The organism is Sorangium sp. So ce131, from assembly GCF_051519095.1.
Taxonomy (GTDB): domain Bacteria; phylum Myxococcota_A; class Polyangia; order Polyangiales; family Polyangiaceae; genus Sorangium.
In genome coordinates this window covers 6,036,808-6,061,262 of the sequence record NZ_CP150455.1, presented here as the reverse complement: position 1 = coordinate 6,061,262, position 24,455 = coordinate 6,036,808, and the positions used below count along the sequence as shown (strand labels likewise).

General features: G+C 75.3%; 20 protein-coding genes. 13 read left to right on the top strand and 7 right to left on the bottom strand.

The genetic code is table 11. The features are described from left to right. The first annotated feature begins 2 nt into the window (after nt 1-2). Both WMF43_RS21975 and WMF43_RS21970 read left to right on the top strand, forming a co-directional pair. On the top strand, nt 3-905 hold the full coding sequence (locus WMF43_RS21975) for a sugar phosphate nucleotidyltransferase (RefSeq protein WP_437683051.1): 903 nt from the start codon (nt 3-5) through the stop codon (nt 903-905). Between the two features lie 236 nt (nt 906-1,141). Continuing rightward, nucleotides 1,142-1,627, top strand: coding sequence for a hypothetical protein (locus WMF43_RS21970; protein WP_437683050.1), 486 nt, complete (start codon nt 1,142-1,144; stop codon nt 1,625-1,627). A gap of 11 nt (nt 1,628-1,638) precedes the next feature. Here WMF43_RS21970 and WMF43_RS21965 read toward each other — a convergent pair whose 3' ends face one another. Together WMF43_RS21965 and WMF43_RS21960 are read right to left on the bottom strand one after the other, a co-directional pair. Next, nucleotides 1,639-3,204 carry a phytoene desaturase family protein gene (locus WMF43_RS21965; protein WP_437683048.1) on the bottom strand — a complete coding sequence of 522 codons (1,566 nt, stop codon included), beginning with the start codon at nt 3,202-3,204 and terminating at the stop codon, nt 1,639-1,641. Nucleotides 3,205-3,474: 270 nt separating this feature from the next. After that, nucleotides 3,475-4,584 carry a DUF72 domain-containing protein gene (locus WMF43_RS21960; RefSeq protein WP_437683046.1) on the bottom strand — a complete coding sequence of 370 codons (1,110 nt, stop codon included), beginning with the start codon at nt 4,582-4,584 and terminating at the stop codon, nt 3,475-3,477. Between the two features lie 230 nt (nt 4,585-4,814). Here WMF43_RS21960 and WMF43_RS21955 point away from each other — a divergent pair, with 230 nt between their 5' ends. Beyond that, complete coding sequence (locus WMF43_RS21955) at nt 4,815-6,107, top strand: hypothetical protein (protein WP_437683044.1); 1,293 nt, start codon at nt 4,815-4,817, stop codon at nt 6,105-6,107. Between the two features lie 64 nt (nt 6,108-6,171). Here the strand turns inward: WMF43_RS21955 and WMF43_RS21950 are convergent, their stop codons facing one another. Then, complete coding sequence (locus WMF43_RS21950; protein ID WP_437683042.1) at nt 6,172-6,885, bottom strand: DUF975 family protein; 714 nt, start codon at nt 6,883-6,885, stop codon at nt 6,172-6,174. 297 nt (nt 6,886-7,182) lie between these two features. On the opposite strand from WMF43_RS21950, the gene WMF43_RS21945 reads away from it, so the two are divergent. Genes WMF43_RS21945 through WMF43_RS21920 form a run of 6 tightly spaced genes read left to right on the top strand, consistent with a single transcriptional unit; the run spans nt 7,183 to nt 14,240 of the window. Beyond that, complete coding sequence (locus WMF43_RS21945; protein ID WP_437683040.1) at nt 7,183-7,968, top strand: RDD family protein; 786 nt, start codon at nt 7,183-7,185, stop codon at nt 7,966-7,968. Further along, nucleotides 7,968-8,954, top strand: a complete 987-nt coding sequence (locus WMF43_RS21940) for a stage II sporulation protein M (RefSeq protein ID WP_437683038.1) — start codon at nt 7,968-7,970, stop codon at nt 8,952-8,954. The genes WMF43_RS21945 and WMF43_RS21940 overlap by 1 nt, the downstream gene beginning before the upstream one ends. Nucleotides 8,955-8,964: 10 nt before the next feature. Beyond that, nucleotides 8,965-9,795 carry a hypothetical protein gene (locus WMF43_RS21935; RefSeq protein WP_437683037.1) on the top strand — a complete coding sequence of 277 codons (831 nt, stop codon included), beginning with the start codon at nt 8,965-8,967 and terminating at the stop codon, nt 9,793-9,795. Continuing rightward, the gene (locus WMF43_RS21930; RefSeq protein ID WP_437683035.1) at nt 9,792-11,945 is read left to right on the top strand and encodes a DUF4350 domain-containing protein; all 2,154 of its coding nucleotides are present in this window, start codon (nt 9,792-9,794) and stop codon (nt 11,943-11,945) included. Before WMF43_RS21935 ends, WMF43_RS21930 begins: the two co-directional genes overlap by 4 nt. Further along, complete coding sequence (locus tag WMF43_RS21925) at nt 11,942-12,907, top strand: AAA family ATPase (protein WP_437683033.1); 966 nt, start codon at nt 11,942-11,944, stop codon at nt 12,905-12,907. The genes WMF43_RS21930 and WMF43_RS21925 overlap by 4 nt, the downstream gene beginning before the upstream one ends. A gap of 13 nt (nt 12,908-12,920) precedes the next feature. Continuing rightward, nucleotides 12,921-14,240, top strand: coding sequence for a DUF58 domain-containing protein (locus WMF43_RS21920; RefSeq protein ID WP_437683031.1), 1,320 nt, complete (start codon nt 12,921-12,923; stop codon nt 14,238-14,240). 94 nt (nt 14,241-14,334) lie between these two features. Here WMF43_RS21920 and WMF43_RS21915 read toward each other — a convergent pair whose 3' ends face one another. The 3 genes from WMF43_RS21915 to folD are packed head-to-tail and all read right to left on the bottom strand — an operon-like array spanning nt 14,335 to nt 17,269. Then, entirely contained in the window at nt 14,335-15,054 is a 720-nt protein-coding gene (locus WMF43_RS21915; RefSeq protein ID WP_437683029.1) for a class I SAM-dependent methyltransferase, read from the bottom strand. Continuing rightward, a complete protein-coding gene (locus WMF43_RS21910) occupies nt 15,051-16,403 on the bottom strand; it encodes an alpha/beta hydrolase (protein ID WP_437683027.1) in 1,353 nt (450 codons plus the stop codon). The genes WMF43_RS21915 and WMF43_RS21910 overlap by 4 nt, the downstream gene beginning before the upstream one ends. Next, the gene (gene folD, locus WMF43_RS21905; protein ID WP_437683025.1) at nt 16,400-17,269 is read right to left on the bottom strand and encodes a bifunctional methylenetetrahydrofolate dehydrogenase/methenyltetrahydrofolate cyclohydrolase FolD; all 870 of its coding nucleotides are present in this window, start codon (nt 17,267-17,269) and stop codon (nt 16,400-16,402) included. Before folD ends, WMF43_RS21910 begins: the two co-directional genes overlap by 4 nt. 223 nt (nt 17,270-17,492) lie before the next feature. On the opposite strand from folD, the gene WMF43_RS21900 reads away from it, so the two are divergent. Next, nucleotides 17,493-18,863, top strand: a complete 1,371-nt coding sequence (locus WMF43_RS21900; protein ID WP_437683023.1) for a nicotinate phosphoribosyltransferase — start codon at nt 17,493-17,495, stop codon at nt 18,861-18,863. 76 nt (nt 18,864-18,939) lie between these two features. After that, on the top strand, nt 18,940-19,623 hold the full coding sequence (locus WMF43_RS21895; RefSeq protein ID WP_437683021.1) for a cysteine hydrolase family protein: 684 nt from the start codon (nt 18,940-18,942) through the stop codon (nt 19,621-19,623). 122 nt (nt 19,624-19,745) lie between these two features. On the opposite strand, the gene WMF43_RS21890 is transcribed toward WMF43_RS21895, so the two are convergent. Further along, complete coding sequence (locus WMF43_RS21890; RefSeq protein ID WP_437683020.1) at nt 19,746-21,758, bottom strand: putative bifunctional diguanylate cyclase/phosphodiesterase; 2,013 nt, start codon at nt 21,756-21,758, stop codon at nt 19,746-19,748. Nucleotides 21,759-22,061: 303 nt separating this feature from the next. Here WMF43_RS21890 and coaE point away from each other — a divergent pair, with 303 nt between their 5' ends. Both coaE and WMF43_RS21880 read left to right on the top strand, forming a co-directional pair. Further along, a complete protein-coding gene (gene coaE, locus WMF43_RS21885; RefSeq protein WP_437683018.1) occupies nt 22,062-22,715 on the top strand; it encodes a dephospho-CoA kinase in 654 nt (217 codons plus the stop codon). A 37-nt stretch (nt 22,716-22,752) separates the two neighbouring features. Further along, nucleotides 22,753-24,366, top strand: a complete 1,614-nt coding sequence (locus WMF43_RS21880) for a ribonuclease H-like domain-containing protein (protein WP_437683016.1) — start codon at nt 22,753-22,755, stop codon at nt 24,364-24,366. Nucleotides 24,367-24,455 lie beyond the last annotated feature (89 nt).

Sequence of the window (24,455 nt, the reverse complement as noted above, 5' to 3'; positions counted from 1 at the left end):
GCATGACCGCTGCCATGATCCTCGCGGCGGGGCTCGGGACCCGGCTCCGCCCGCTCACGGACGAGCTGCCGAAGCCGCTCCTGTGGCTCGGGGATCGCCCGCTCGTCGCGCACATCGCCGAGCGGCTCGTCGCGGGCGGCGTCCGGCGCGTCGCGCTGAACAAGTCCCACCTCGCCGAGCGCTTCTCGCTCGATCTGCTCGCGGCGTTCCCGGTGCCGGTGGAGGTCCTGCACGAGCCGGAGCCGTTCGGCACCGCCGGGGGCCTCGCGAACGCGGCGGGCGCGCTCGGCGACGGGGACGTGGTCCTCTGGAACGGCGACATCCTGATCGACCTCGACGTGGCGGCGCTCTGCGCGGCGCACCGAGAGCGCGGGGCCGCCGCGACGCTCGCGGTCGCGCCGCGGCCGGCCGGGGAGGGGACGGTGGGCGTCGGCGCGCGGGGCGAGGTGGTCCGGCTGCGCGGCGAGCGCTTCGGCGAGGAGGTCGCGGGCGGCGATTTCGTGGGCGTGCACGTGATCGGCGAGCCGCTCCGGCGGCGGCTGCCGCCGCGCGGCTGCATGGTCGGGGACGTCTACCTGCCGTGGCTGCGCGAGGGGCGCGCGCTCGCGACGGCCGCGGCGCCCGCCGCGTGGCACGACATCGGGACGCTCGCCGCCTACCTCGCGGCGAGCGCGCGCTGGCTCGCCGGGCGCGCGCTGCAGAGCTACGTGGGCCCGGGGGCGTCCGTGGCCGACGGCGTGGACGTGACGGGCAGCGTCGTCGGCGCGGGAGCGCGGGTCGAGGGGGCCGGGGCGCTCCGCGGGTGCGTGGTGTGGCCGGGCGCGCGGGTCGGCGTGGACGCCGCCGCGCCGCTCGAGCGCGCCGTGGTGACGACGCAGGGACGTGTCGTGCGCGCGGCGGCGTGATCGCCCGGCCCGGGGCGGACCTGGGGGGCTCGCCCGTGGAGGGGTCGCCCGAGGGATCGTGACCCGAGGCGACGGGACCTGCACACCGGCCGGCGAGCGTGGTCCGCCCGCGCTGCATCCGATCCTTCGATGGTGAGCGCCGGGTGCACGCCTTGGGTGCTCGGGACACTGGTCATGGGACCGCCCCCGCTCCATGTGGTCCGGAAACGGAACCAGGGAAGGAAGGGTGCAACGATATGCGTTCGACGTCCTCCACGAGCTTGCGGGAGCTGCTCCTGCCGCTGCCTTTGCTCCTGCTCGCGCTCGCCGGCGCCGCATGTGTCAGCGAGCCATCGCCGTCGGGCCTTCCGCCGCCGAGCCCGCCCTCGGAGCCGCCTCCGACGCCCCCTGGCGCGCAGGGCGGCAGCGAGGGCGTCAACGGGCACCAGGCTGGCGATGGGGAGCAGGGCACCGGCGGGCGAAGCGACGGCGAGCAGGGCCCCGAGGGCCCAGGCGCCGGGGTCGGCGGCGATCCGGGCGCCGGCGGCGCCTCGGGGGCCGGTGATCCGGGCGCCGGCGGCGGTGCTGGGGTCGGCGGCGGCCCGGGCATCGGCGATCCTGGGGCCGGCGGCGGTCCTGGGGCCGGCAGCGATCCGGGTGCCGGCGGCGGTGCTGGGGTCGGCGGCGATCCGGGGGCCGGCGGCGGTGCTGGGGTCGGCGGCGGTCCGGGCGTCGGCGGGTAGCGCCGCGCGGATCACTTCCCCAGGTCGGCGAGCGCGGCCCTGGCCGCGTTGTGCCCCGCCGCGCCGATCACCGATCCGGCCGGGTGCGTGCCGGCGCTGCACGAGTAGAGCCCGGCGAGCCCGAACCGGTAGGGCACGCGATCGGCGAAGCCGAAGCCGTTGTCGATGTGGTGGATGTGCCCGCGCGTGATCCCGAAGTGCCGCTCGATGTCCGGCGGCGCCAGCGTGAACGTGTCCAGCACGAGATCCGACATCCCCGGCGCGAAGCGATCGCAGATCGAGAGCAGGTGCTTCACGTACCGCGGCGCGGCGTCGGCCCACGACGCGCCGCCCTCGAGCGCGTAGGGGACCCACTGCACGAAGAGCGCCGCGTTGTGGTGGCCCTCCGCGTCGCGCAGGCTCGGATCGATCGGCGTGTGGAAGTACCACTCGATCGCCGGGAACTCCGGCAGGCGCCCGCTCATGGCGTCGCGGTGGGCCTGCCGCAGCGCGTCCATCACGACGTCCTCGTCCGGCAGGAGGTGGATCGTCGGCCCGAACTGCCCACGGTCCTCCGGCAGGCACGTGAACCTGGGCAGGCCGGTCAGGGCCATGTTGACCTTGAGCGTCGAGCCGTCCCTCGCGAGCGCGTCGAGCCGCTGCGACAGCGCCGGACCGATGGCCGCCTCGCCGGCGAGCGCGCGCGTGCGGAACGGGTCGGCGTTCGAGACGACCGCCCGCGCCGCGATGCGCGTGCCGTCCTCGAGGAGCACGCCGGCGACGGCGCCGCCGGACGACTCGATCTGCGCGACGCGGGCGCCGGTGACGATCGTCGCGCCCTCGGCCCTGGCCCGCTCGGCGAACAGGCGGGTGACCGTGCCCATCCCGCCCTCGACGATCATCCACGTCCCGTCCGCGCCCGGGAGGCGGCACATGTTGTGGACGAGGAAGTTCATCCCGGTGCCGGGCGTGTCGAAGCCGCCCGCGAGCCCCGAGAACGCGTCGGTCGCGGCGTACATCGCCTGGAGGAGGTCGCTCTTCCAGCGGAACCGCGCGAGGTAGTCGGAGATCGTGCCCCGGCAGAGCGAAACGAACGTCTGCCGCAGGGCGGGCCGCACGTAGCGCTCCGCGGTCTCCTCGATGGAGAGCGGCTCCTCGAGCCAGGTCGGCGCGATGTCGTCCCGGAGCGCGGCGAGCTCGGCCTGGAGCGCGCTGTTCGCCTCCCAGTCCTGCTCGGAGAAGAACTCGAGGAACTGCCGCTTCATCGCGGCGTGATCCGAGCCGAAGAGCAGGTATCGCCGGTCGGTCGTCGGGAGGAAGTAGTGCGGATCGCGCCGCCGGAGGGGCAACGCGACGCCGAGGTCGCGGAGCAGCTCGGGCGGGGCGAGGCCGAGCAGGTAGGCGCCGCTCGAGACGCCGAGCCCAGGCGCCTTGGTGAAGGGGTGCTCGGTCTTGACCGCGCCGCCCACGACGTCCTTCTCTTCGAGCACCACGACGTCGAGCCCGCGGCGGGCGAGGAGGACGGCGGCGACGAGGCCGTTGTGGCCCGCGCCGACGATGACGACATCGGCCCGGGCCGGAGCTTCACGGTGTTTCACTGGGCATCTCCAACGTTGTGCGCGTCGTTCGCCGCGGCCCGGCGCGCGGGGGCGCGGCTCGCGGCGCGCCGAGGTGTTGCACGGATGCCGCGGAGAGGAGAGCCTTTTCGGGCCGCGTGATCCTGGGGAGCGCGGCGGGCCGGCCCGGACGCAACCCGCACCGGGCCGCTTTCCAGCCTGTCCTCGGAGCGGAGCCCGGGGCGCGCGGGGTGCTCTGGAGAGCGCGGCGGGCCGAGCGGCGGGCGGACCCGGCGAGCCGCGCTCCCCGGATCACGCCGTCGCGCCCGCCGCGCGGCCCTGCCACGCCTCGGCGACCTCCTCGGCGATCGCGCGCACCGTGAGCGGCGCGCTGCCCTCGGCCTTGTTGTTGACCAGGACGAAGCTCTCGACGCCCAGCGCCGCCGCCTCGCACACGATGCGCGCGACGTCCTCGCGCATCGCGGGGTCGGGCTCGACCACCTTGTCGAAGGGGTGGAATCGCCGCTGCTCCGCCTCGTAGCGGCGCCCTGGCTTGAGCAGGAGCCGGACGACCGCGAAGGGGGCGTTCGAGACCGGCACCACCTCCGCCTGCGCGCCGGGGAGCGGCATGTTGCGCCAGTAGCTGTAGGTGTGGGCGACGCCGCGCGCCCCGAGGATCTCCCGGTACTCGCCGGTGAGGTAGGCGCGCTCCCTGAGCTCGACGGCACAGGCGAGCTCGCGCGGCAGCGCGCCGAGGAAGGCGTCGAGCCGGTCGAAGAACTCGCGCGGCGGCAGGCGATACGATGGGCCGACCGGGGGCAGCTCGAGCAGCACCGGCCCCGCGTGGGCGCGGAACACCGAGAGCAGGGGCGCGGCGACGCGCGAGAGGAAGAGAGGAACCGAGAGGAAGTCCGGGTTCGGCTCGGGGCGCCCGCGGCTCGCGGCGGATCCCTCGCCCTCGTCCGAGGGGGGCTGAGAGCGCTGCTGGACCTGCGACACGACCGCGTGCAGCGCCTTGCAGACGCAGCGGAAGCCGTCCGGCAGCTGCGCCTTGTAACGGAGGAAGTCGCTGTCGGGGATGGGCGCGTAAAAGCTCCGGTCGACGCCCACCGTCGTGAGCAGCGGGTGACGCGCGTACTCGGCCAGGCCGTCGCGGGCGAGCTCCTCCGTGCTCTGCTGCCGGGCGTACACGAGGCCTTGCCAGCCGGGGAAGCTCCACGAGCTCGTGCCGAGGTGCACGCCGGTCGGCAGCCGCGCCGCGACGCGGGCGGCGTCCTCGTAGACCGCCGCCATGACATCGGCCGCGCCGGCCCCGTCGGCCGCGGGCGAGCCCGGCGCGGCGCCGGCCGCGGGCCCCGGCGCCTCACCGAAGAGCGAGAGTTGCGCGGAGGTGGCGCCGCGGCGCCCAGGAGAGCGACTCACGCGGGCGAGTCTACCTCTTCGGATCGCCGCGAGACACCGGCTGGGTGCAGCAGGTCGGCGGTGTTCGCGCGCGTGACCGTCGCTCGCCGGCCATTCCCTCCAGGGGCCATCGATTCTCATCCAAGGACGTTGTCGCTTCGACTCCAGCGCACGAGAAGCACGGCGCCGCCCGGCGCGGACAGATGTTTCCGATGGCGAGCCGCGGCCTGCCATGGCTAGAAGCCGGTGACGTGCTGCGCCGCTTCGCCCTCATCGTGTGCACCCTGGCCTCGACGGCCGGCAAGGACGCCTTCGCGCGCGCCATGCCGCTTTACATGGGGGTAGGGCTCGTCGCGGCGATCGTGTTCGGGGGCAACGGGATGCACCCCGCGCAGCTGACCGGACTCGCGGGCGAGTCGTTCGTGTTCCGGGTCGCGCTGTGGGCGGCGTGGCTGCTCCTCGGGGCGCCCGCGGCGCGCGCGCTGCTCCGCGCGCCGGCCGCCTTCTTCCTGCGGACCTTGCCGGTGCCGCGCGTCCACCTGCTCTCGGCCCACGCGCTGCTCCTTTCGATCGCCGAGCTCCCCTGGGTCCTGCTCTGGGCCTTCGGCGCCGGCGCGCTCGCCGGCGCCGCCGCCTGCGTGTCGGCGCTCGCGGCGCATTGCATGCTCCTCGCCCGGCCGCGCGGCGGGCGCGAGATGGCGGCGTTATCGCTGCTCGCCGGCGCGGTCCTGCTCGGGGCGCCGGCGCCGCTCCTCTTGGCCTGCGCCGCGCCCGCGCTCGCGGTCGGGCTGCGCGCGGCGTTCGTCCGCGCGCCGGAGGTCCCCGCGGGCCGCGCGCCCGCGCTCGTGTGGGGCGCCGTGCCCGGCGCGTCGGGGGCGCTCCTCTCGCTCTCGCTCGCTTACCTGGCGGCGCTCCTGCGCGGCCACCGCGCGGTGCTCGTGCGCGGCCTCGCGCTCACCGCGGTGGGCGCGCTCGCCGCGGCGGCCTGGATCCGGACGAGCGAGCCGCTCGCGGGCGCGCCGCTCGCCGCGGCGTCCCTCGTCGCGCTCGCGCCGTTCGCCCTCTGCGCGAGCGCGGGCTTCTCCGGTCCGGTGCTGCGCGAGGAGCGGCGGATGGCGTGGCTGCTCGACGCCTGCGGCGCCTCGGCCCCGCTCCGGGCGGGCGCCGGCGCGGCGGCCGTCGCCGCGCCGGCCGTGGCGCTCGCCCTGGGGCACGGGGCGGCGACCGCCGCGCTGACCCGCGCGGCGCCCGCCATGGCGCTGCGCCTGCTCGCGGGCGCGGGGCTCGCGGGGCTGCTCCTGTCCGGGATCGCGCTCGGCTGCGTCCGCTGGGCCGAGCGGCAGGACGGCCGCGACAGCAGCCGGGTGTTGCTCTCGGTGCTCGCCGCGGTCGCGGCCGCGACCACGACCGCGTGGACGCTGGACGAGCTCGCGCTCGCCGCCTGGGCGGCGGCCGCGGCGCTGCTCGCGTCGCGCGCCGACGTCGCCAGGGCCGCCAGCGTCCGGCGCGCGGCGAGCGCCGCGCCGCGCCGCCTCGGCCGGTGAGCCCTGTTGGTGAGTGCGGCCGGTGAGCGCGGCCGGTGAGCGCTGTTGGTGAGCGCGCGGCGCCCTACAGCCGGGCGGGGGCGGTCCTGCCGCTGACGCGCGTGTACACGATGGCGACCGCCGCCTGGCCGATGGCCATGACGACGAACAGGCCCACGCCGCACGCGAGCAGGCCGAGCAGCGCGAGGCCGCAGAGTGCGAGGGAGAGCACGAAGGCCTTCCCCTTGTTCCCCTTCATGGCGCGCCAGCTGTCGCGCATCGATTCCACGGAACCCTTGCCCGCGTCGACGACGAAATACGGCGCCAGCATGAAGCCGAACGCGACGATGAACGCTCCCACGAGGAGCGCGAGCATGCCGCCGACGACCGCGAGGCCCGTCAGCAAGCTGGCCCCGATCAGGCGACCGGTCGCGCCGCCTCCGCTGAAGACGTCGCCGAGCTGCGGCGTGCCGCCGCGGATGGCGGTCAGGTACATCTTGATGACGCCGCCCTGGAAGTACATTCCGAGGATCATGCCGATGATGCTCAGCGGCAGGCCGATCACCGCGGCCGTCGTGTCGTCCACCGCGCCGGCCGCCTTGAGGATCGTGGAGATCTGTCCAGGGATCGCGGCGAGGATCTGGACGATGAGCAGGCCGAACACGAGCGCGGGCCAGTGCCGCTTCACAAGGCCCCAGGCCTCGGAGAGCACCTCTCCAGGGGACCACGGAATCGGAGCTCCGGCGTGCTCCGGCGCGACCATGTGGATATTTGCTTGCGGGGGGGCATACGGATTCACGTAGTCCATGATCCGGAGACGAACGGATCGTGCGGAGGGGCGCAACAACAAAAACGTCAGAGCACATCATCATCGCGGCGGCGTGTGGCCGCGCGGGCGTCGTGGCCGCGTGTGGTGGACGTCGACGACTCGCGCGCCGGTTTCCGGGGGTGCCCTTGACATGCGCCGCGCGTTTTGATCTCCTCGACTGTCGCGACCTCCAGGGCGGCGGACGGCAATGTATACAGGGCGTGAGTTGCGCGGCGAAATGGGCGGGATCGGCGACGGTGCTTTCGCTGAGCGCATGGCGCTGCGCCCGTGGCGCTGAGTCGTCCAGCGCCGCCGCGGCAGCGCCACGAGGCGCCGCTGGACACCTCCGCCGAGATCGAGACGCCGGAGCACGTGCGCTTCTCCTACCGTATCGCCGGCCCCGCGCGGCGAGGGCTCGCGTACGCCGTCGACCTCCTCGTCCGCGGGCTCGTCATGTCGCTCCTCGGCGCGATCGCGCTGATCGCCGGGTACAGCATGGGGAGCGAGCTCGGGCAGGCGTCGATCGGGATTCTGCTCCTCGTGTTCTTCGTGCTGGAGTGGGGATACTTCGTCTTCTGGGATTTCGTCTGGAACGGCCAGTCCCCGGGCAAGAGGGCGGTCGGCCTCCGGGTCGTCAGCCTCACCGGTCAGCCGCTCCAGTTTCACGATAGCGTCCTTCGCAACCTGCTCCGGGCGGCCGACTTCCTGCCCAGCGCTTACGCGCTCGGCGCGCTCGTCATGGGCCTGGACAGCCGCTTTCGCCGGCTCGGCGATCTGGTGGCCGGGACCATGGTGATCGCCGAGGCGCGTCACCGCGTGACCGAGCCGGTGCGCGTGGTCCCGCCGCCCTCGGCCAAGGAGCTCTCCCGGCTCCCGCAGCGCCTGCCGCTCTCCGGCGAGGACCGCGACGCGCTGGAGCTGTTCCTCCGGCGCGCGCCGCAGCTCTCCGCGGCGCGCGCCGCGGAGCTCGCCGAGATGGCCGCTCCCCTCTATGCGCGCCGCATCGGCGTGAGATACAAGGATCCGCAGCGGTTCCTGGAGCTGCTTTACTGCCGCGCGCACGAGAAGAAGTGATGGTGCCCCAGGACGCCTTCGTCGCCGCGCGATCCTCCGATTGGAGCGAGCTCGACGCGCTGCTCCTCCGCGGCGACGATCTCCAGAAGCTGGGCGGGCGGGACATCTCGCGTATCGCCGCGCTCTACCGCGCCGTCTGCAAAGACCTGATGCGCTGCCGCGGCGCGCGTTACTCCGCCGATCTGTCGGCCTACCTCGACGGCCTCGCCGGCCGGGCGCACAACGTCCTCTACAGCGCGCGCGCCGCCCGCGGGGGCGGGCGCGGGCTCGGCCTCGTCCGGCTCGTCGCGCGCGACTTCCCGCGCACCTTCCGGAGGCGCGCCCGGTTCTTCGCGCTGTCGGCGGCGCTCTTCGTGATCCCCTGGATCGTCGGCCAGGCGGGCGCGATGGCCTCGAACGACTTCGCCCTCAAGGTGATGCCCGCGTCGGCGCTCGAGCAGATGGCCGAGGCCTATGCGCAGGGCTTCGCCGACGGCCGCGCCACGGGCGCCGACGCGGGGATGGCGGGCTTCTACGTCTACAACAACGTCGGTATCGCGTTCCGCTGCTTCGCCACCGGCGTGCTCTTCGGCGCCGGCAGCGTGTTCTTCCTCGTCTACAACGGGCTCGTGATCGGCACGAGCCTCGGCCACGTGATCCGGTCGGGCTCGGGCGGCAACATGCTGGCGTTCATCTGCGGTCACGCGCCGTTCGAGCTGACAGCCATCGTGATCTCCGGCGCGGCCGGGCTCCAGATGGGGTATGCGCTCGTCGCGACCGGCGGGCGCACGCGGCTCGGCTCGCTCAGGAGCCAGGCGCGCGAGATCGCCCACCTCGTGCTCGGCGCCGCGCTCATGCTCCTCATCGCCGCGGTGGTGGAGGGGTTCTGGTCGCCATCGGCGGTGGCGGCCCCCGTCAAATGGGCGGCCTCGGGCCTCTTCACGCTGCTCGTTGCGCTCTATTTCGCGCTCGCGGGGCGCGACCCCGCCCGCGCCGAGGGCGCATGAGCGAGGGGCCATGAGGCTCGACCGGGCCACCATCGTGCTCCGGCCCCGGTCGGCGAGCGAGGTCATGGATCTCGCCTGCCGCTTCGGCGTGGCCCACGCGAAGCTCTACCTCCGCCTCGGCGCCCTCGTGCTCCTGCCCGGCGCGGCGGCGTGCCTCGCGCTGCGTTACGCCCTCGACTGGCCCTGGTGGGCGACGTGGCTCGCCGCCGTCGCGCTCGCCGCGATCGCGCAGGGCGCGTTCACGATCCTCGCGAGCCGGCTGCTGTTCGCGGAGGCGCTCCCGGCGCGCGCGGCGCTCGCGGCGTTCGCGCGGCGGCTCCCGTCGTACGTGGGCGCCCTGCTCGTGAGCCGCGCCCTGCTCGCCGCCGCGTGCCTGGCGCTGCTCCTGCCGCTGCCCTTCGCCTGGGCCGCCGTGCTCTTCCAGCACGAGGCGTCGCTGCTCGAGCAGGCCGGGCCGATCGCGTCGGTGCGGCGGAGCGCCCAGCTCGTGCGGGGCCACGGCGGCCTGACGGCGCTGCTGCTCCTGCTCGCCGCGCAGGCCGCGTGTGTCGCGGGCGCCGAGCTCTTCGGTCAGGCGCTCGTCGACGGCCTGCTGCAGCTCGGCAAGCCGTTCGGCTCCCTCTACGGCGAGGGCGGCACGCCCTACGCGATCCTCGGGCTCTTCGCGTCGTCGCCGCTCGTGGCGACGACGCGGTTCCTCCAGTACATCGACCTGCGCACGCGCTCGGACGGCTGGGACGTGCAGGTCCGCTTCATGGCCATCGCGGAGCGCGAGGCGGCGTCGCGGACCGAGCAGGGCGAGCCAGCAGACCACGCCGCGTCGCGGGGGCAGGCGGCGTGAGCCACACGCTGGCCCTGCTCGTCGCGCTGAGCAGCGCGCAGGTCGGCGGCGCCGCCGTCGGGCCGGTCCTCGGCGAGGACACCTACCAGTTCTGCCACGACGAGCGCTACCCGCTCCTCCTGGAGGAGCGCGGCTGGTGCCCCCTCGTCGGCGAGCGCAGCGACGTGTGCCCCGCGCTGCCGAAGGCCTGCGAGGCCGCCGCGAGCGACCCCGACGGCTCGCTGGCGCGCCGCCTGCGCGCGAGGCCGTGGGGCGGGGCCGACGCCGAGGCGCCGCGCGAGCCGCCCGAGCCGTGGCTGAAGCTCCGGCTGCCGGAGGCGCTCAGCGGCCTCGCCATGGTGGTCTTCTTCGCCCTGGTCGCCGCGGGCGCCGCGACCGTCGGGTGGCTCCTGTGGAGGGCGTCGCGCCGCCAGGGCGACGGGCGGGACGACGAGGACGAGCCGGAGGCGCCCGCCGGACAGGAAGCCGCGGAGCTGCGCGATGCTCAGACGCGGGCGATGGAGACCGACGTCGGGCGGCTGCTCGCCAGCGCGGAGGCCGCGGCGGCGCGCGGCGACTACGACCGGGCGCTCGCCCACGCCCACGCGGCCCTCCTGCGCCGGCTCGAGGGGGAGGGGCTGATCGAGCTGCACCCGTGGCGCACGAACGGCGACCACGTCCGCGCGCTCCGCGGCCGCGCGCCGCTGCAGGCGGCGGTCCGCGACGTCTGCAAGGACGTCGAGCGCGCGCAGTTCGGCGCCGCGCCGGCGACGCAGGCGCTCTACCGATCCGTGTACGAGCGCGTCGCGCCGCTCGCGACCCGCGCGCTCGGCGCCGCGCTGCTCGGCCTGCTCCTCACCGCAGGCGGCGCGTCGTGCAACGGCCTGCCGCGCGCGGCGCTCCGGGAAGACACGTCGCCGTCGGGCACGCGCGCGATCGGCGAGCTGCTCTCCGCGAGCGGCGTCGAGAACCGGCGCCGGACCAGGTCGCTGTCCGCGCTCGGCGACGACGACGCGACGCTGGTGCTGCTCCGCGGGGCCGCGATCGAGCCGGTGACGTGGGAGAAAATTCTCGCGTGGGTGCGGCGGGGCGGCATCCTCGTCGCCGCCGGCGTCGAGCTGCCGCCCGAGTGGACGTCGGCGCGGCGGTTCGTCGGCGCGGGCGAGCCGCCCGGCGTCCGCGTCGTCCCGCCGGCCCACCTCGTCCTCGATATCGACAAGGACAGGGATCTCGTGGTCCCGACCCAGGCGGCGCTCCGGATCGAGGCCAAGGCGGCGCCGGACGCGGCCGCGGAGGAAGACGACGAGGTGATCGGCGCGCTGCCGCTGCTCCAGCGCGCGCGCGGGTCCGGCGCGGGAGGCGGCCCGGGCGACGGCGCCGGATCGACCTACGCGGTGTACGAGTCGATCGGGGACGGCGCGGCGATCGTCTTCGCCGACGGCGCCCTGTTCACGAACATCGCGCTCACGGCGGGCGACAACGGCGCCTTCCTCGTAGACCTGCTCGCGTCGTTCGAGCGCCCCGTCGAGCTCTGCGACGGCTGGACGGGCGCGGGCGCCTCGACGCCGATGGACTCGCTGCGCGAGGCGCACCTCACGCCGGCGCTGCTCCAGCTCTTCGCGCTCGCGGCGCTGCTGCTGCTCTGGAAGGGGCGGGCCTTCGGCGCGCTGCGCGATCCGCCGGCGCAGGCGCGCCGCGCCTTCGTGGATCACGTCCGCGCGCTCGGGCGCTGCTACGGCGCCGCGCGGGCCGCGGCGCACGTGAGCGGCCTCTACGCGGGCTGGGCGCTCGACCGGCTGCGGGAGCGCGTCCAGCGCCGGCCGGGCGCGGGCATCGTCCCGCTCGCCGAGGCCATCGCCGTGCGCACCGGCCGCCCCGAGCGGGAGATCGTCGAGGTGCTGGTGGAGGCGCAGGGCGCGCGCGAGCCCGCCGGGCCCCCCTCCACGCGCGCCGGGCGCGCCGCGCTCGCCGCGCTCGCCGCCGAAAACGCGCACCACCTCGAGCTGATGCGCCGGCTGGACGGGATGCTGGCGATGCTCGGCAGCGGCAGGGGCGCGGCGCGCGGCCGAGCCCCCGTCCACGCGCGCCGCGCGCCCGGGCCCGCGGGCGCCGCCCCGCCTCCTCCTTCTTCTTCCGGCGCGCGAGCGCAGCGGGACAACGGATCCGAATGAACATCGCCGAATTCAAGGAACGTTTTCAGGCCATCCGCGGCGAGGTCGCCAAGGTCCTCCTGGGCCAGGACGAGATCGTCGATCACACGCTCATCGCCATCCTCGCCGGAGGGCACGTGCTCATCGAGGGCGTGCCGGGGCTGGGCAAGACGCTGCTCGTCCGCGCGCTGTCGCGCGTGCTCGGCTGCACCTTCAAGCGGATCCAGTTCACGCCCGACCTCATGCCGAGCGACGTGACGGGCGGCAACGTCTTCCACCAGAAGGAGGACCGCTTCGTCTTCTCGCCCGGGCCGGTGTTCACGCAGCTCTTGCTCGCCGACGAGATCAACCGCGCGCCGGCGAAGACCCAGTCGGCGCTCCTCGAGGCGATGCAGGACCTCGCCGTGAGCACCGACGGCGTGACGCGCCCGCTGCCCGAGCCGTTCTTCGTCATCGCCACGCAGAACCCGATCGAGTCGCAGGGCACCTACCCGCTGCCCGAGGCGCAGCTCGATCGGTTCCTGCTCAAGCTCCAGGTCAGCCACCCGTCCGCCGAGGTCGAGCGGCGCATCCTCGAGAACCACGCCCGCGGGTTCAACGCGGCGCGCCTCGCGGACGCCGACCTCCCGCGCGCGGTCACCGCGGAGGAGCTCCTCGCGATGCGCGCCGCGGTCCTCGGCGTGCGCGTGGACGACGGCATCCTCGGGTACATCACGGACCTCGTCGGCCGGAGCCGCGCGCACCGCTCGGTCTACCTCGGCGCGTCGCCGCGCGGCTCGATCGGCCTGCTCGCGGCGGCGCGCGCGCTGGCGGCGAGCGAGGGCCGCGACTTCGTGGTCCCGGACGACGTGAAGTCGCTCGCGGCCGCGGTGCTGCGGCACCGGCTCATCCTCCACCCGGACGCCGAGATCGAGGGCGTCACGGCGGACGACTGCATCGACGACATCCTCCGCGAGGCGAAGGTCCCGCGGGCCGTGGGCTAGGCGGGGCGCCGCGGTGATCCCGTCGCGTGCCCTCGTGCTCCTCGCGGTGGTGCCGCTCGCGCTCGCCGCGCTGACGCTGCTCGACCGGACGGTGCTCTGGCCGATGCTCGCCGCGGACGCCGGCATCGCGCTCGTGGCGGCGCTCGACGCGGCGCTCGCGCGGCGGCCGCTCGTGTCGGTGCGGCGCAAGGCGCCGCGGGTCCTGTCGATCGGGCGGCCGAGCCCGGTGACGCTGGAGCTCAGGTCGACCGCGCGCCGCGCGCTGACCGTGGCGGTCCGCGACGATCTCTTCGAGGCGGCCGAGGCGCAGGACCTGCCCCTCGCCGCCGAGCTCCCCGCCCGCGGCCGCGCGGAGCTCCGTTACCACGTCCAGCCGAACCGCCGCGGCGCCTTCGCCCTCGGCGATCACCACGTCCGTTACCCGTCGCCGCTCGGCCTGTGGACGCGGCAGATCCGCGTCGCGTCGAGCTCGCCGGTGCGCGTCTACCCGGACGTGCAGGCGGTGCGCGCCTACGAGCTGCTCGCCCGGCAGGAGCGCGAGCAGTCGATGTTCCGCGCGTCGCGCCGGCGCGGCGGGGAGAGCGAGTTCGAGCGGCTGCGCGAGTACCGGCGCGGGGACGAGTACCGGTCGATCGACTGGAAGGGCACGGCGCGCCGGCAGAAGCTCATCTCGCGCGAGTACCAGCTGGAGAGCAACCAGAGCATCATGCTGCTGCTCGACGCCGGCCGGCTGATGACGGCGGAGACGGGGAGCCTCTCGCTCTTCGACCACGCGCTCAACGCGACGCTCATGCTCGCGCACGTGGCGGCGCGCGGCGGGGACCACGTGGGGCTCATGGCGTTCGCGGACGGCGTCCGGTGCTTCGCCCCCCCGGCCGGCGGCCCGCGCGCCGCCCACCGCATCGTCCAGGCCGGGTACGACCTGCACCCCGAGCTCGTGGAGACGAGCTACGCCGAGGCGTTCGCCGCCCTGTCGATGCGGGTGCGGAAGCGCACGCTGGTCGTGATCTTCACGCAGGTGGTGGACGACGTGGCCGCGGGCGAGCTGCTGCGGCAGACGCGCGGCCTCCTGCCGCGGCACCTGCCGCTCTGCGTGCTGTTCCGCGACAGCGACGTCGACGGCCTCCTGGAGCCGGCGCGCGAGCGCGGCGGCGCCGCGTCGGACGCCGAGCTCTACGTCAAGGGCGCGGCCGCGGAGCTCATGGGCCACCGCGACCGGCTGATCCGCGATCTGAAGCGGCACGGCGCGCTCGTGCTCGACGTGGGCACCTCGGAGCTGACGCCGGGCCTCATCAACCGGTACCTCGAGATCAAGGCGCGCCACCTGCTGTGAGGCGGTGGACGGCGCCGCGACGGCGGCCGCGCCGCGCGCCGCGCTCGACGCTCCACGTTCCACCGGTTCGCTGCCGCCGCGCGCGGGCCGCGCCTCACCCGCCGGCGAGCAGCCGCAGCACGCGCGTCTCGCGGTGCGCGCGGCCTTCCAGATCGAGCGAGGTCGGGACGAGGTACCGCGAGAGCTCCTCGACGCCATCGGACGGGCAGTACGTGCGCCCCGGATCGCCGACGAGCACCGCGCCCGCGCGCCCGGCCTGCCGGCGCAGCCACGGGAGCACCCGGTCCACCATCGCGCGCTCGTAGCAGACGTCGCCCGCCACGATGACGTCCCACGCGCCGCCGTCGGCGTCGCTCTCCGTGAGATCCTCGGTGAGCACGGCGAGGGAGACGCCGTTCAGGGCCGCGTTCAGCGAGAGCGCGGCGGCGGCGAACGGATCGATGTCGGCGGCGCTCACGTGCGCCGCGCCGGCGCGCGCGGCGGCGATCGCGACGACCCCGCCGCCGGCGGCGAGATCGAGCACGCGTTTGCCCGAGACCGCCGCGGGGTGATCGAGCAGGTACCGCGCGAGCGCCTGCCCGCCGGCCCAAGCGAACGCCCAGTACGGCGGCGGCACCCCCGCGCGCGCGAGCGCCGCTTCGGTCGCGTGCCACAGCGGCGTGACCTCGGTCGCCAGGTGGAGCTTCACCTCCGGGACGAACGGCGGGCAGGCGACCGCCGTCTCGCGCGCCACGAACGCGGCTGCGCCCTCGGCGGGGGAGAGGGCCCCCGCTGCGCCCTCGGCGCTGCTCGCTGTCGCGGCTGTCTTCGTCACAGCGCCGCGAAGATCCGGAGGGGCTCCGCGACGCGCGCCGCCCACGCCGCCTCGTCGTGCTCGGCGCCCGGCGCCCAGGCGTAGAACAGGCTCACGCCCTCCACGTAGGGCGACCCGGCCCTCGTGAGCACGCCCCGCAGCTGGAGGTTCTCGCAGTAGTTGTCCGTCGCCGCCTCGTCGTCGTCCTCGATGCCGTCGCCGTCGTCGTCGAAGCAGCCCCCGTCGCCGCCCGAGTCCAGGTAGAGCGTCGCGGCGGGCTCGGCGTGCGCTGCGTACCGCTCGATCATGGTCTCGTGGTGCACGTCCGCCCCGATGCTGCCCCAGCCCATGGTGCCGGAGAGGCTCGCGGCGAACGTGTACTCGCCCCGGTGGCGCGCGGCCGCGTGGAAGCTGACGAGCCCTCCGAGCGACGATCCCAGGATCCCGACCGGCCCCGGCTCGCCGTAACGCGCCCGGATCAAGGGCCGGACCGTGTCCCTCAGGAAGTCGGCGTAGGCGTCGCCGTTGCCGCCGGTCAGCGCGCCGCCGTCCTCGATGCGATCCTCGACGTGGGTGTACTCCAACAGCCGCGCCGGGGTGTTGTCGATGCCGACGAGGAGCACCCCCGTCGGCGCGTGATCCTGCAGGTGCCAGCCGCCCGCGGGGCCTGCTGGATCGAAGAGGTTCTGGCCGTCGTGCACGTAGAGGACCCGATCCACGTCCCCGTCCGGAACCCATACGCGCACCGTGCGCGGCGCCATCGCCGCGTCGCCCACGCCGAAGTGGCGATCGAGGTGCGCGGCCTGGGGCGCGACGAGGCTCATCTCGCCGAACTCGTCGTAGATGCAGGAGCGCGACCAGGGATCGGCCGCCCACTCGGTCCTGTCGGTGAACTTGTAGCGGGCGCCGGAGGGCACGCTGCGCACGATCCAGTGGAAGCCGGCGTCGCCGGTCATCTCCGCGCCCGACCACCCGTCGTGATCGCCCGCGAGCAGGCGCAGGCGATCGCTCGTCGAGACGAACAGGTACCCGCCGTCCACCGGGACGGGCCATCCGGTCCGCGCCGCGTGCGCGAGCAGCGCCGCCTCGCGGTCGGCCCGCAGCTCGGCGAGGATCGTCTCGACCGGCGCCAGGGCCGCGCCGCCGCCGTGGCCGCCCGCGCCGCTCCCGGCCGACGCGGCGCCGCCGCCGTGGCCGCCCGCGCCGGCATGGCCGCCCGCGCCGCCGTTCGCCGCGCTGACGCCGGTCGACGCCCGCGGCGCGTCGCTCTTCTCCGCCGCGTCGCTGCAGCCCGCGAGCGCGGCGAGCGCGAGCCCGAGCGCCCCCGCCGTCGCGGGTCGAGCCGCCGCGCTCGGTCCCCGCGCGGTCACGGCGGCAGCTTCGCGGCCCGCGCCTCCGCCGCGCGCAGCGTCGTCGCGAGCAGCGCGGCGATCGTCATGGGGCCGACGCCGCCCGGCACGGGCGTGATCCAGGCGGCGCGTTCCTTCGCGGCCTCGAAGTCGACGTCGCCCACCAGCTTGCCGGCCTCGTCCCGGTTCAGGCCGACGTCGATCACCGTGGCCCCTTCCTTGATCCAGTCGCCGCCGATGAGCTTCGCCTTGCCCGCGGCGGCGACGAGGATGTCCGCCTCGCGGCAGAGCGCCCGCAGATCGCGCGTCTGGGAATGGGCGATCGCGACCGTCGCGTGGTGCGCCAGCAGCAGCGCGGCCATCGGCTTGCCCACGAGGTTGCTCCGCCCCACCACCACCGCGCGGGCGCCGGCGATCGGGACGCCCGCCTCGGCGAGCAGGCGCATGCACCCGCTCGGCGTGCACGGCGCGAGGCCGCCCGGGCGACCCAGCGCGAGCAGCCCCGCGTTCACCGGGTGCAGGCCGTCGACGTCCTTCGCGGGGTCGACCGCGTCGAGGGCGCGGTGCTCGCGGAGGTGGCCCGGCAGCGGCAGCTGGACGAGGATCCCGTCGACGGCGTCGTCCGCGTTGAGCTCGGCGATCCGCGCGAGCAGCTCCGCCTCGGTCGTGCCTTCGGCGAGCCGGTGGAGCCGGCCCCGCATGCCCAGCTCGTTCGACACCTTCTCCTTGTTGCGCGTGTGGGTCACGCTGCCCGGATCATCGCCGACGAGCAGCACGTCGAGGCCCGGCGGCCGCCCGTGAGCGGCCGCGAAGCGGGCCACCCCCTCCCGCACCTCTTCGCGGACCTTCTGTGCGATCGCCTTGCCGTCCAGGATCTTCGCCGCCACGGCCGCGGAGCTTAGCCGAGCCGCGCCCTGCCCGGGAGCGCCGCCGCGCGGCCCGCGAAGGCGGCGCGCCCGCCTAGCAGCCCGCCGGCAGCATCGAAACGCCGCGGACGCCGCGGACGCCGCGGACGCCGCGGAGATCCGGGCACACCACGCGCCATGATCCGCGCGTCCGCGGCGTGATGTTCAGGTTGACCCTTCCGTCCAGCGTCTCTAGCCATGGGTGGTGGACGCGCTGCACACGGATCTCTACCAGCTGACGATGGCCGCGGGTTACTTCCACCGCGGCATGGCCTCGCGCGTCGCGACGTGTGAGCTCTTCGTCCGGCGGCTGCCGAGCCACCGGCGCTTCCTGGTCGCGATGGGCCTCGAGCGGATCGTGCGTTACCTCGAGCAGCTCCGCTTCACCGACGAGCAGATCGCCTACCTCAGCGCTCTCCCCGCCCTCGCGGACGCGATGACCCCGGCGTTCTGCGACTATCTGCGGAGCTTCCGCTTCCACGGCAACGTCTGGGCCGTTCCGGAGGGCACGGTGTTCTTCGCGAACGAGCCGCTCCTCCGCGTCACGGCGCCGCTCATCGAGGCGCAGCTCATCGAGACGTTCGCCCTGTCCGCCGTCAACCACGCCACCACGGTCGCCTCGAAGGCCGCGCGCATCGTCCTGGCCGCAGGCGACGCCGGCGTCATCGAGTTCGGGACCCGCCGGGCGCACCCGGAGGCGGCCATCGACGCGGCGCGGGCCGCGTACGCGGTCGGGTGCGTCGGCACCTCGAACGTCGAGGCCGGAATGCGCTTCGGCATCCCGGTGCTCGGGACGGCCGCGCACATGTGGACCATGGCGCACCCGACGGAGGAGGCCGCGTTCGAGGGCTACGTCGCCGTCTTCCCGAGCGCGGCGATCCTGCTCATCGACACGTACGACACGCTCGTCGGGGCCGCGCGCGCGGCGGCGGTCGCGCGCGACAAGCTGAAGGGGGTGCGGATCGACTCCGGTGATCTCCGCGCGCTCAGCGTGGCCGTGCGCAAGATCCTCGACGACGCCGGCTGCACGTCGGCGAAGATCGTGGCCTCGGGCGATCTCAATGAGCACCGGATCGCCGAGCTCCGGCGCGCCGGCGCGCCCATCGACGTCTACGGCGTCGGGACGGATCTCGTGACCTCGATCGACGCGCCCTCGCTCGGCGGGGTCTACAAGCTCGTGGAGATCGACGGCGTCGAGCCGGGCGCCGCCCGCGTGCCCATCGCGAAGTTCTCGGAGGGGAAGGCGACCCTGCCCGGCGCGCACCAGGTGCATCGCTTCCGCGATGCGTCCGGCGAGCTCTCGCGCGACGTCATCGCGCTCGAGAGCGAGCCGATCCCCGCCGGGGCCGAGCCGCTGCTCGCGCCCGTGATGAAGCGGGGCGCGCGCCTCGCGCCGCCCGAGGGGCTCGGCGCCGTGCGGGCGCGCGTGCGCGAGCAGCTCGGCGCCCTGCCGGAGGCGCTGCGGCGGATCGACGCCGCCCCCCAGCCGGGCGCGCCCGTCGCGGTCGACGTCTCGCCGGCGCTCGGCGCGCTCGTGGAGGCCGTGCGCGCCCGGGTCGCCCCCGGCGCGACGTGACCCGTAAGCGCCGAGGCGCCGCGCCGCGCGTCGCCTCCTCGAGGCCGAGCGCCTCCGCACGAAGAGGAGAGAGGACATGGTGAGTGGCAACCTGACCCCGCGATCGTCGCCCCCGAGGGTGTTCGTCGACGTCGACGTGCAGCGGGACTTCTGCGACGAGGCCGGCGCGCTCTACGTGAAGGGCTCGCCGAACGACGTGTTCCGGCAGCTGACGGAGCACGCCGTCGCGCGCGGGATCCCGATCGTCGGCTCGGTCGACTCGCACGCGTGGGACGCGTGGGAGTTCGCGTCGAACGATACGCCGGCCCCGGAGGGCAAGAAGCCCGGCTTCCCGGACCACTGCGTGAAGGGGACGCCGGGCTGGCTGAAGGTCGAGGGCACGCTTCCCCCGCGCTTCCGCTTCCTCCCGAACGTCCCGGCGGCGCCCGTCGACGCGGCGGTGCGCGAGCTCGCGACGGGCACGATCCACGCGGTGTACTTCGAGAAGGAGGTCTACAGCCTGTTCGCGAACCCGCTCGCCGAGGGGTTCCTCAAGGACCTCACCGCGGCGCTCGGCGCCGCGCCGGAGTTCGTCGTCTACGGCGTGGCGACCGACTACTGCGTCCGCGCCGCCGCCCTCGGCCTCGCCCAGCGCGGCTACCGCACGACGGTCCTGACCGACGCCGTCGCCGGCATCACCGAGGCCGGCGTCGCCGCCGCGCTCGCGGAGATGCAGGCCGCCGGGGTCACGCTCACGACGACGTCGGCGCTGCTCGGCTAGCGCCGCCCGCGCGACGCGGTCGTCATCCGAGGCGGCCCGCGGTCATCCGCCGCCGCCCGCGGTCATCCGCCGCCGCCCGCGGTCATCCGCCGCCGCCCGCGGTCATCCGCCGCCGCCCGCGGTCATCCGCCGCCGCCCGCGGGCGGATCCGACATCCCGGGGTCGCTCGGCTCGCCCTGGGCGCGCAGCGACGCGCAGAGGTCCACGAGCGGCTGCGGCTTGTCGAAGTGCCACCCCTGCGCGTAGTGGATGCCCATCGACGTGAGCAGGTCGGCGATCTCCTGGTTCTCCACCTGCTCGGCGACGGTCTTGATGCCGAGCGTGTCGCCGATGCGGTGCACCGACTCCACGATCGCGCGGTGGAGCGTGTTGTCCTGCAGATCGCGCACGAACATGCCGTCGATCTTCACGTAGTCGACCGGCAGGCTCTCCAGGTAGCCGTACGACGCGTGCCCGCTGCCGAAGTCGTCGATCGCGAACCGGCACCCCATCGCCCCGAGCTCCTGCATGAACCAAAGCACCTCGCCGAGGTTCGCGAGCGCCGCCGTCTCGGTGATCTCGAAGCAGATCTTGCTCGGCGGCACCTGCGCCCGGTGCAGCTGCTCGACGAGGAAGTCGAGCAGCCCCTCGCGGAGCAGCGAGACGCCCGACAGGTTGATCGAGCACGTGTCGAGGCGCCGCAGCGCGTGCTGCGGCAGCGCGCCGATCAGCCGGAACGCCTGCCGCGCGACGTAGCGATCGATGACGTGGATCAGCCCGCTCTGCTCCGCCGCCTGGATGATCCCGACCGGCGAGTAGAACCGCCCGTCGTCGCCGAGCTGCCGCACGAGCACCTCGAAGTGCGCGCCCCGCGGCCCGTGCGCCGCGCCCGGCTTCACGAGCGGGTGGATCCCCTGCGCGTAGAGGCGCAGCCGGCCCTCGGCGAGGTGGCGCTGCAGGCTCGCGACCCACTGCATCGAGCGCCGGCTCGTCGTCATCTGCTGGTCTTCGAGGTAGACCTGCAGCCTCCCGCGCCCGTTCTCCTTCGCCACGCGGCACGCGTGATCGGCGGCGCCGAGCACGTCCACCGCCCGCTCGAAGTGCGGGCCCAGCACCACGAGGCCGATGCTCGCGCCGATCGAGAACGTCTTCTCCGCCCACCCGAACCGGAACTCGAGCAGGCAGATCTGCAGATCGCGCGCGATCCGCTCCGCCTCGCGCTCCGTCTTGTTCGCGAGCAGGAGGACGAACTCGTCGCCGCCGATGCGCCCCGCCGCGTCGCTCGGGCCGACGATCTCGTGCACGCGCGTCGCGACCCACTGGAGCAGATCGTCGCCCGCCTCGTGCCCGCAGGTCGCGTTCACCAGGCGGAAGCGGTCCAGGTCGATGTAACAGAGCGCGTACGGCGTGTTGGTCCGGCGGCAGTCGTTCAGCGCCTCCTCGATGCGATCGATGATCGCGTACCGATCCAGGAGGCGCGTCAGCGCGTCGTAGCGCGGCTTCGCCGGCGTGATCGGCACCGGCCCCGGCGCGCCGAGCTCGCGGAACAGGATGAGCTGCCCTGGCGGCGTCGGCTTCGCGTCGCGCTGGCCTTCGCGCGCGGGCCGCCCGGCGAGCGCGCCGATCGTGTGGAGGACGGGGATCACCGAGCCGTCGCGGCGCTCGAGCAGCGCCGTGTACCGCCCGTGCGGCGGCTTGCTCGCCGCGCCCGCGTCGGGCGCCGGGAGCGGCGCGCGCACCGCGCCCTCCGCGCGCAGCGCGCCCTCGTCGATGATCACCGGCGCGAGCGGCACGGCGGGCTCGCGCCGCGGCGCGAGCGCCGGCGCGGGCTTCGCGGGCGCGCCCTCGTCGAACAGCGCCGTCATCTCCTCGCCGACGTCGAGCTCCTGATCCCCGCTCGCCGTGCCCGCCGCCGGGATGAGGCGGAGCACGCGATCGACGAGCGCGCCGCGCGCCTCGACGATCGACCAGCCGGTCAGCCGCTCTGCCGCCCCGTTGAAGCGCACCACGCGCTGCTCGGCGTCGATCTCGATCACGCCGACGTCGATCTCGGACAGCCACGCCGCCAGCTGTTTGTCCGGCGAGCCACGGTGCACGTCCGAGCGATCGAACGCGGCGTGCGAGCTCGACTCCGGCCGATCATCGATCTTTGCCACCACCCCGTTATGGTAGTTGCATTCCCGGAGAAGCGGACTTCTTAAGCGCCGGAAGCGCCGAAACTCGGCGGCTCCGGCGCACCGCTGGGGTAGGCTCCGGGGCCATGGGTGGTCACGAGCAGAACCGGCGCCCCCGGCCGGCGCGGCGCGCAGGCGCCGCCGCCCGCGCGCCGGGGCCGGCGCCGGCGACGCCGCGCGCGCGAGAGCAGCCCCACCGGAAACGTCCCGGATGCGGGGCGAGCGACACCTCCATGTGCGTGATGCGTCGCCTCACAGGCGAGGGGGTGCGAGCCGCCCTCCCTGGTGCCTGAGGCCGCGATGGGGCTCGTGCTGTTCGGGCTCACCGGCGGCCTCGGCTCTGGCAAGAGCACGGTGGCCGCGCGGTTTCGCGCGCAGGGTCTCCCGGTCATCGACGCCGACGCGCTCGCCCGCGACGTCGTGGCGAAGGGAACGGAGGGGCTCGCCGAGGTGGTCCGCGCCCTGGGTCCGGAGGTGCTGCTCGCGGACGGATCCCTCGACCGCGCCCGCGTCGCCGCGGCGGTGTTCGCCGACGAGGCGAAGCGCCGCCAGCTCAACGCGATCGTGCACCCGCGGATCGCGGCGCTCACGGCGGAGCGCGCCGCCGCGCTCGAGGCCCGGGGCGAGCCGCTGGCCTGCTACGAGGCGGCGCTGCTCGTCGAGAACCGGATCGCCGACGCGTTCCGGCCGCTCGTGGTCGTCGCGGTGCCCGAGGAGGTCCAGATCGCCCGCGCGATCGCGCGCGACGGCGCGACCGAGGCCCAGGTGCGCGCCCGGCTCGCCGCGCAGCTGCCGCTCGCCGACAAGGTCGCGGTCGCCGACTACGTCATCGACAACGCCGGCGACCGCGCCGCGACCGAGCGGCAGGCCGACGACGTGCTCGCCGCGATCCGGGCGCGGTTCGGCGGCGTCGTCAAGGGCGCCGGACCACTGACTTGATGCGCAGTGCCGGGCGTGGAAGTCTCGCGACCGGTCGATGACGTCGTTCAAGGCGAAGCTCGCGCGGCTCGGACCGCTCCCGACGGAGCAGCGCAGCGGCGCCGCGCGCGCGCCCGCGCCGAACGGCCCTCCGCGCGCGCCCGCGCCGAACGGCCCTCCGCGCGCGCCCGCGCCGGACGGCCCTCCGCCCGCGCCGGAGGCGTTCGCGCGCGGCCCCGCGGTGGACGATGTCGCCCCTGCGGCCGCGCCCGCCGCGCCGCCGCCCCCTGCGCCGGCGGCCGCCCCTGCGGCCGCGCCCGCGGCAGCGGCGCCGCCGGCCCCCCCTGCGGCGGCGCCCGGCGGCCGACCTTCCCTCGACGAGCTGCGCGATCGCATCTCCCGCATCGTCGCCCGGGGCGCGCCCCCGACGCCCCGGGCCGATCCGGCGCGCGGCGAGCTCCCCTTCTTTGTCGAGCAGACGCCCGGCGGTCCTCTTTACGTGAACCGCACCCGCTCCCTCGCGGCGGCCCGCGTCGGCCGCGCGCCGCTCGTGGCCGCGCGCGACGCCGACCCGGCGATGCTCGCGCTTCTCGCGCTCGACCCGGCGCTCGCCGCGTGCGACGTGCGGCGCGCCCTGTTCCTCGATACGGAGACCACGGGCCTCGCCGGGGGGACGGGCACGGTGCCGTTCCTCGTCGGCCTCGCCTGGTTCGACCCCGGGGCGGCGAGCGCGGGCCCGCTCGGCGAGCCCTCGTCGGACGGCTTCGTCATGGAGCAGCTCCTGCTGCGCCGCCTCGGCGAGGAGGAGCCGATCCTTCGCCGCCTCGCCGAGCGCCTCGCCGCCGCCTCGATGATCGTCACGTACAACGGCAAGGCGTTCGACATGCCGCTCCTGCGCACGCGCTACGTGATGAACCGCCTGCCGCCGCCGCCGGAGCTGCCGCACCTCGACCTCGTCCACGTCGCCCGCCGCATCCACAAGGCCCGCCTGAAGACCCGGACGCTCATCGCCCTGGAGCACGACGTGCTCGGCCGGGTGCGCGTCGGCGACGTCCCCGGCGGCGAGATCGTCGCGTGTTACGCCCACTTCCTGCGCACCGGCGACGAGGACGCGCTGCTCGGGGTCGTCGAGCACAACGCCGCCGACGTGCTCGCGATGGTCGCGCTGGTCGGCCTTTACGGCGAGCCGCTCGGCAGCCTCGCCGCGGGTGATCTCGCCGGGGTGGCCGCGACATTGCGGCGGGCGGGCGCGCTCGAGCGCGCGGCCGAGCTCGCGGACGCGGCGGTCGAGCGGGGCGGCGGCGCGGTCGCGCGCCGCGCGCGCGGCGACATCGCGAAGGCGCGCGGGGACAAGGCGCGGGCGCTCTCGGACTACGAGGCGCTCGCCGCCGAGGTCGACGACCCCGCGGTGCGGCTCGAGCTGGCGAAGCTCTACGAGCACCACGTCCGCGCCTTCGCCCGCGCCCTCGAGCTGGCCGACCAGGGCACCGCCGAGCCGGAGCCCGCGCAGGCCCGCCGCCGAGCCCGCCTGCAGCGCAAGCTCGATCGCAGCACCGGCGGGGCTCTCGCGCTGCCGTTCGAGCGCGCCGAAGGCGCCGGGGCGCGCCCGGGCTCTCCGCCGGCGCCGGCGCCGGCGCCGGCGCCGGCGCCGCACCGCGACGGCGAGGAGTAAGCCGGCGCCCTGCGCGCGCGGATCCTCCGCGCGGCGTCGTCCCGGCCCCGGTCGAGGACGGCGAGCGGCCGAGGGGCGCCCAGGGGGGC

Bases quoted from the DNA above. Each gene is read 5' to 3' on its own strand.
- WMF43_RS21925 (WP_437683033.1), top strand. From the start codon at position 11,942: ATGAACATCGCCGAATTCAAGGAACGTTTTCAGGCCATCCGCGGCGAG.
- WMF43_RS21975 (WP_437683051.1), top strand. From the start codon at position 3: ATGACCGCTGCCATGATCCTCGCGGCGGGGCTCGGGACCCGGCTCCGC.
- WMF43_RS21935 (WP_437683037.1), top strand. From the start codon at position 8,965: ATGAGGCTCGACCGGGCCACCATCGTGCTCCGGCCCCGGTCGGCGAGC.
- WMF43_RS21940 (WP_437683038.1), top strand. From the start codon at position 7,968: ATGGTGCCCCAGGACGCCTTCGTCGCCGCGCGATCCTCCGATTGGAGC.
- WMF43_RS21880 (WP_437683016.1), top strand. From the start codon at position 22,753: ATGACGTCGTTCAAGGCGAAGCTCGCGCGGCTCGGACCGCTCCCGACG.
- WMF43_RS21970 (WP_437683050.1), top strand. From the start codon at position 1,142: ATGCGTTCGACGTCCTCCACGAGCTTGCGGGAGCTGCTCCTGCCGCTG.
- WMF43_RS21895 (WP_437683021.1), top strand. From the start codon at position 18,940: ATGGTGAGTGGCAACCTGACCCCGCGATCGTCGCCCCCGAGGGTGTTC.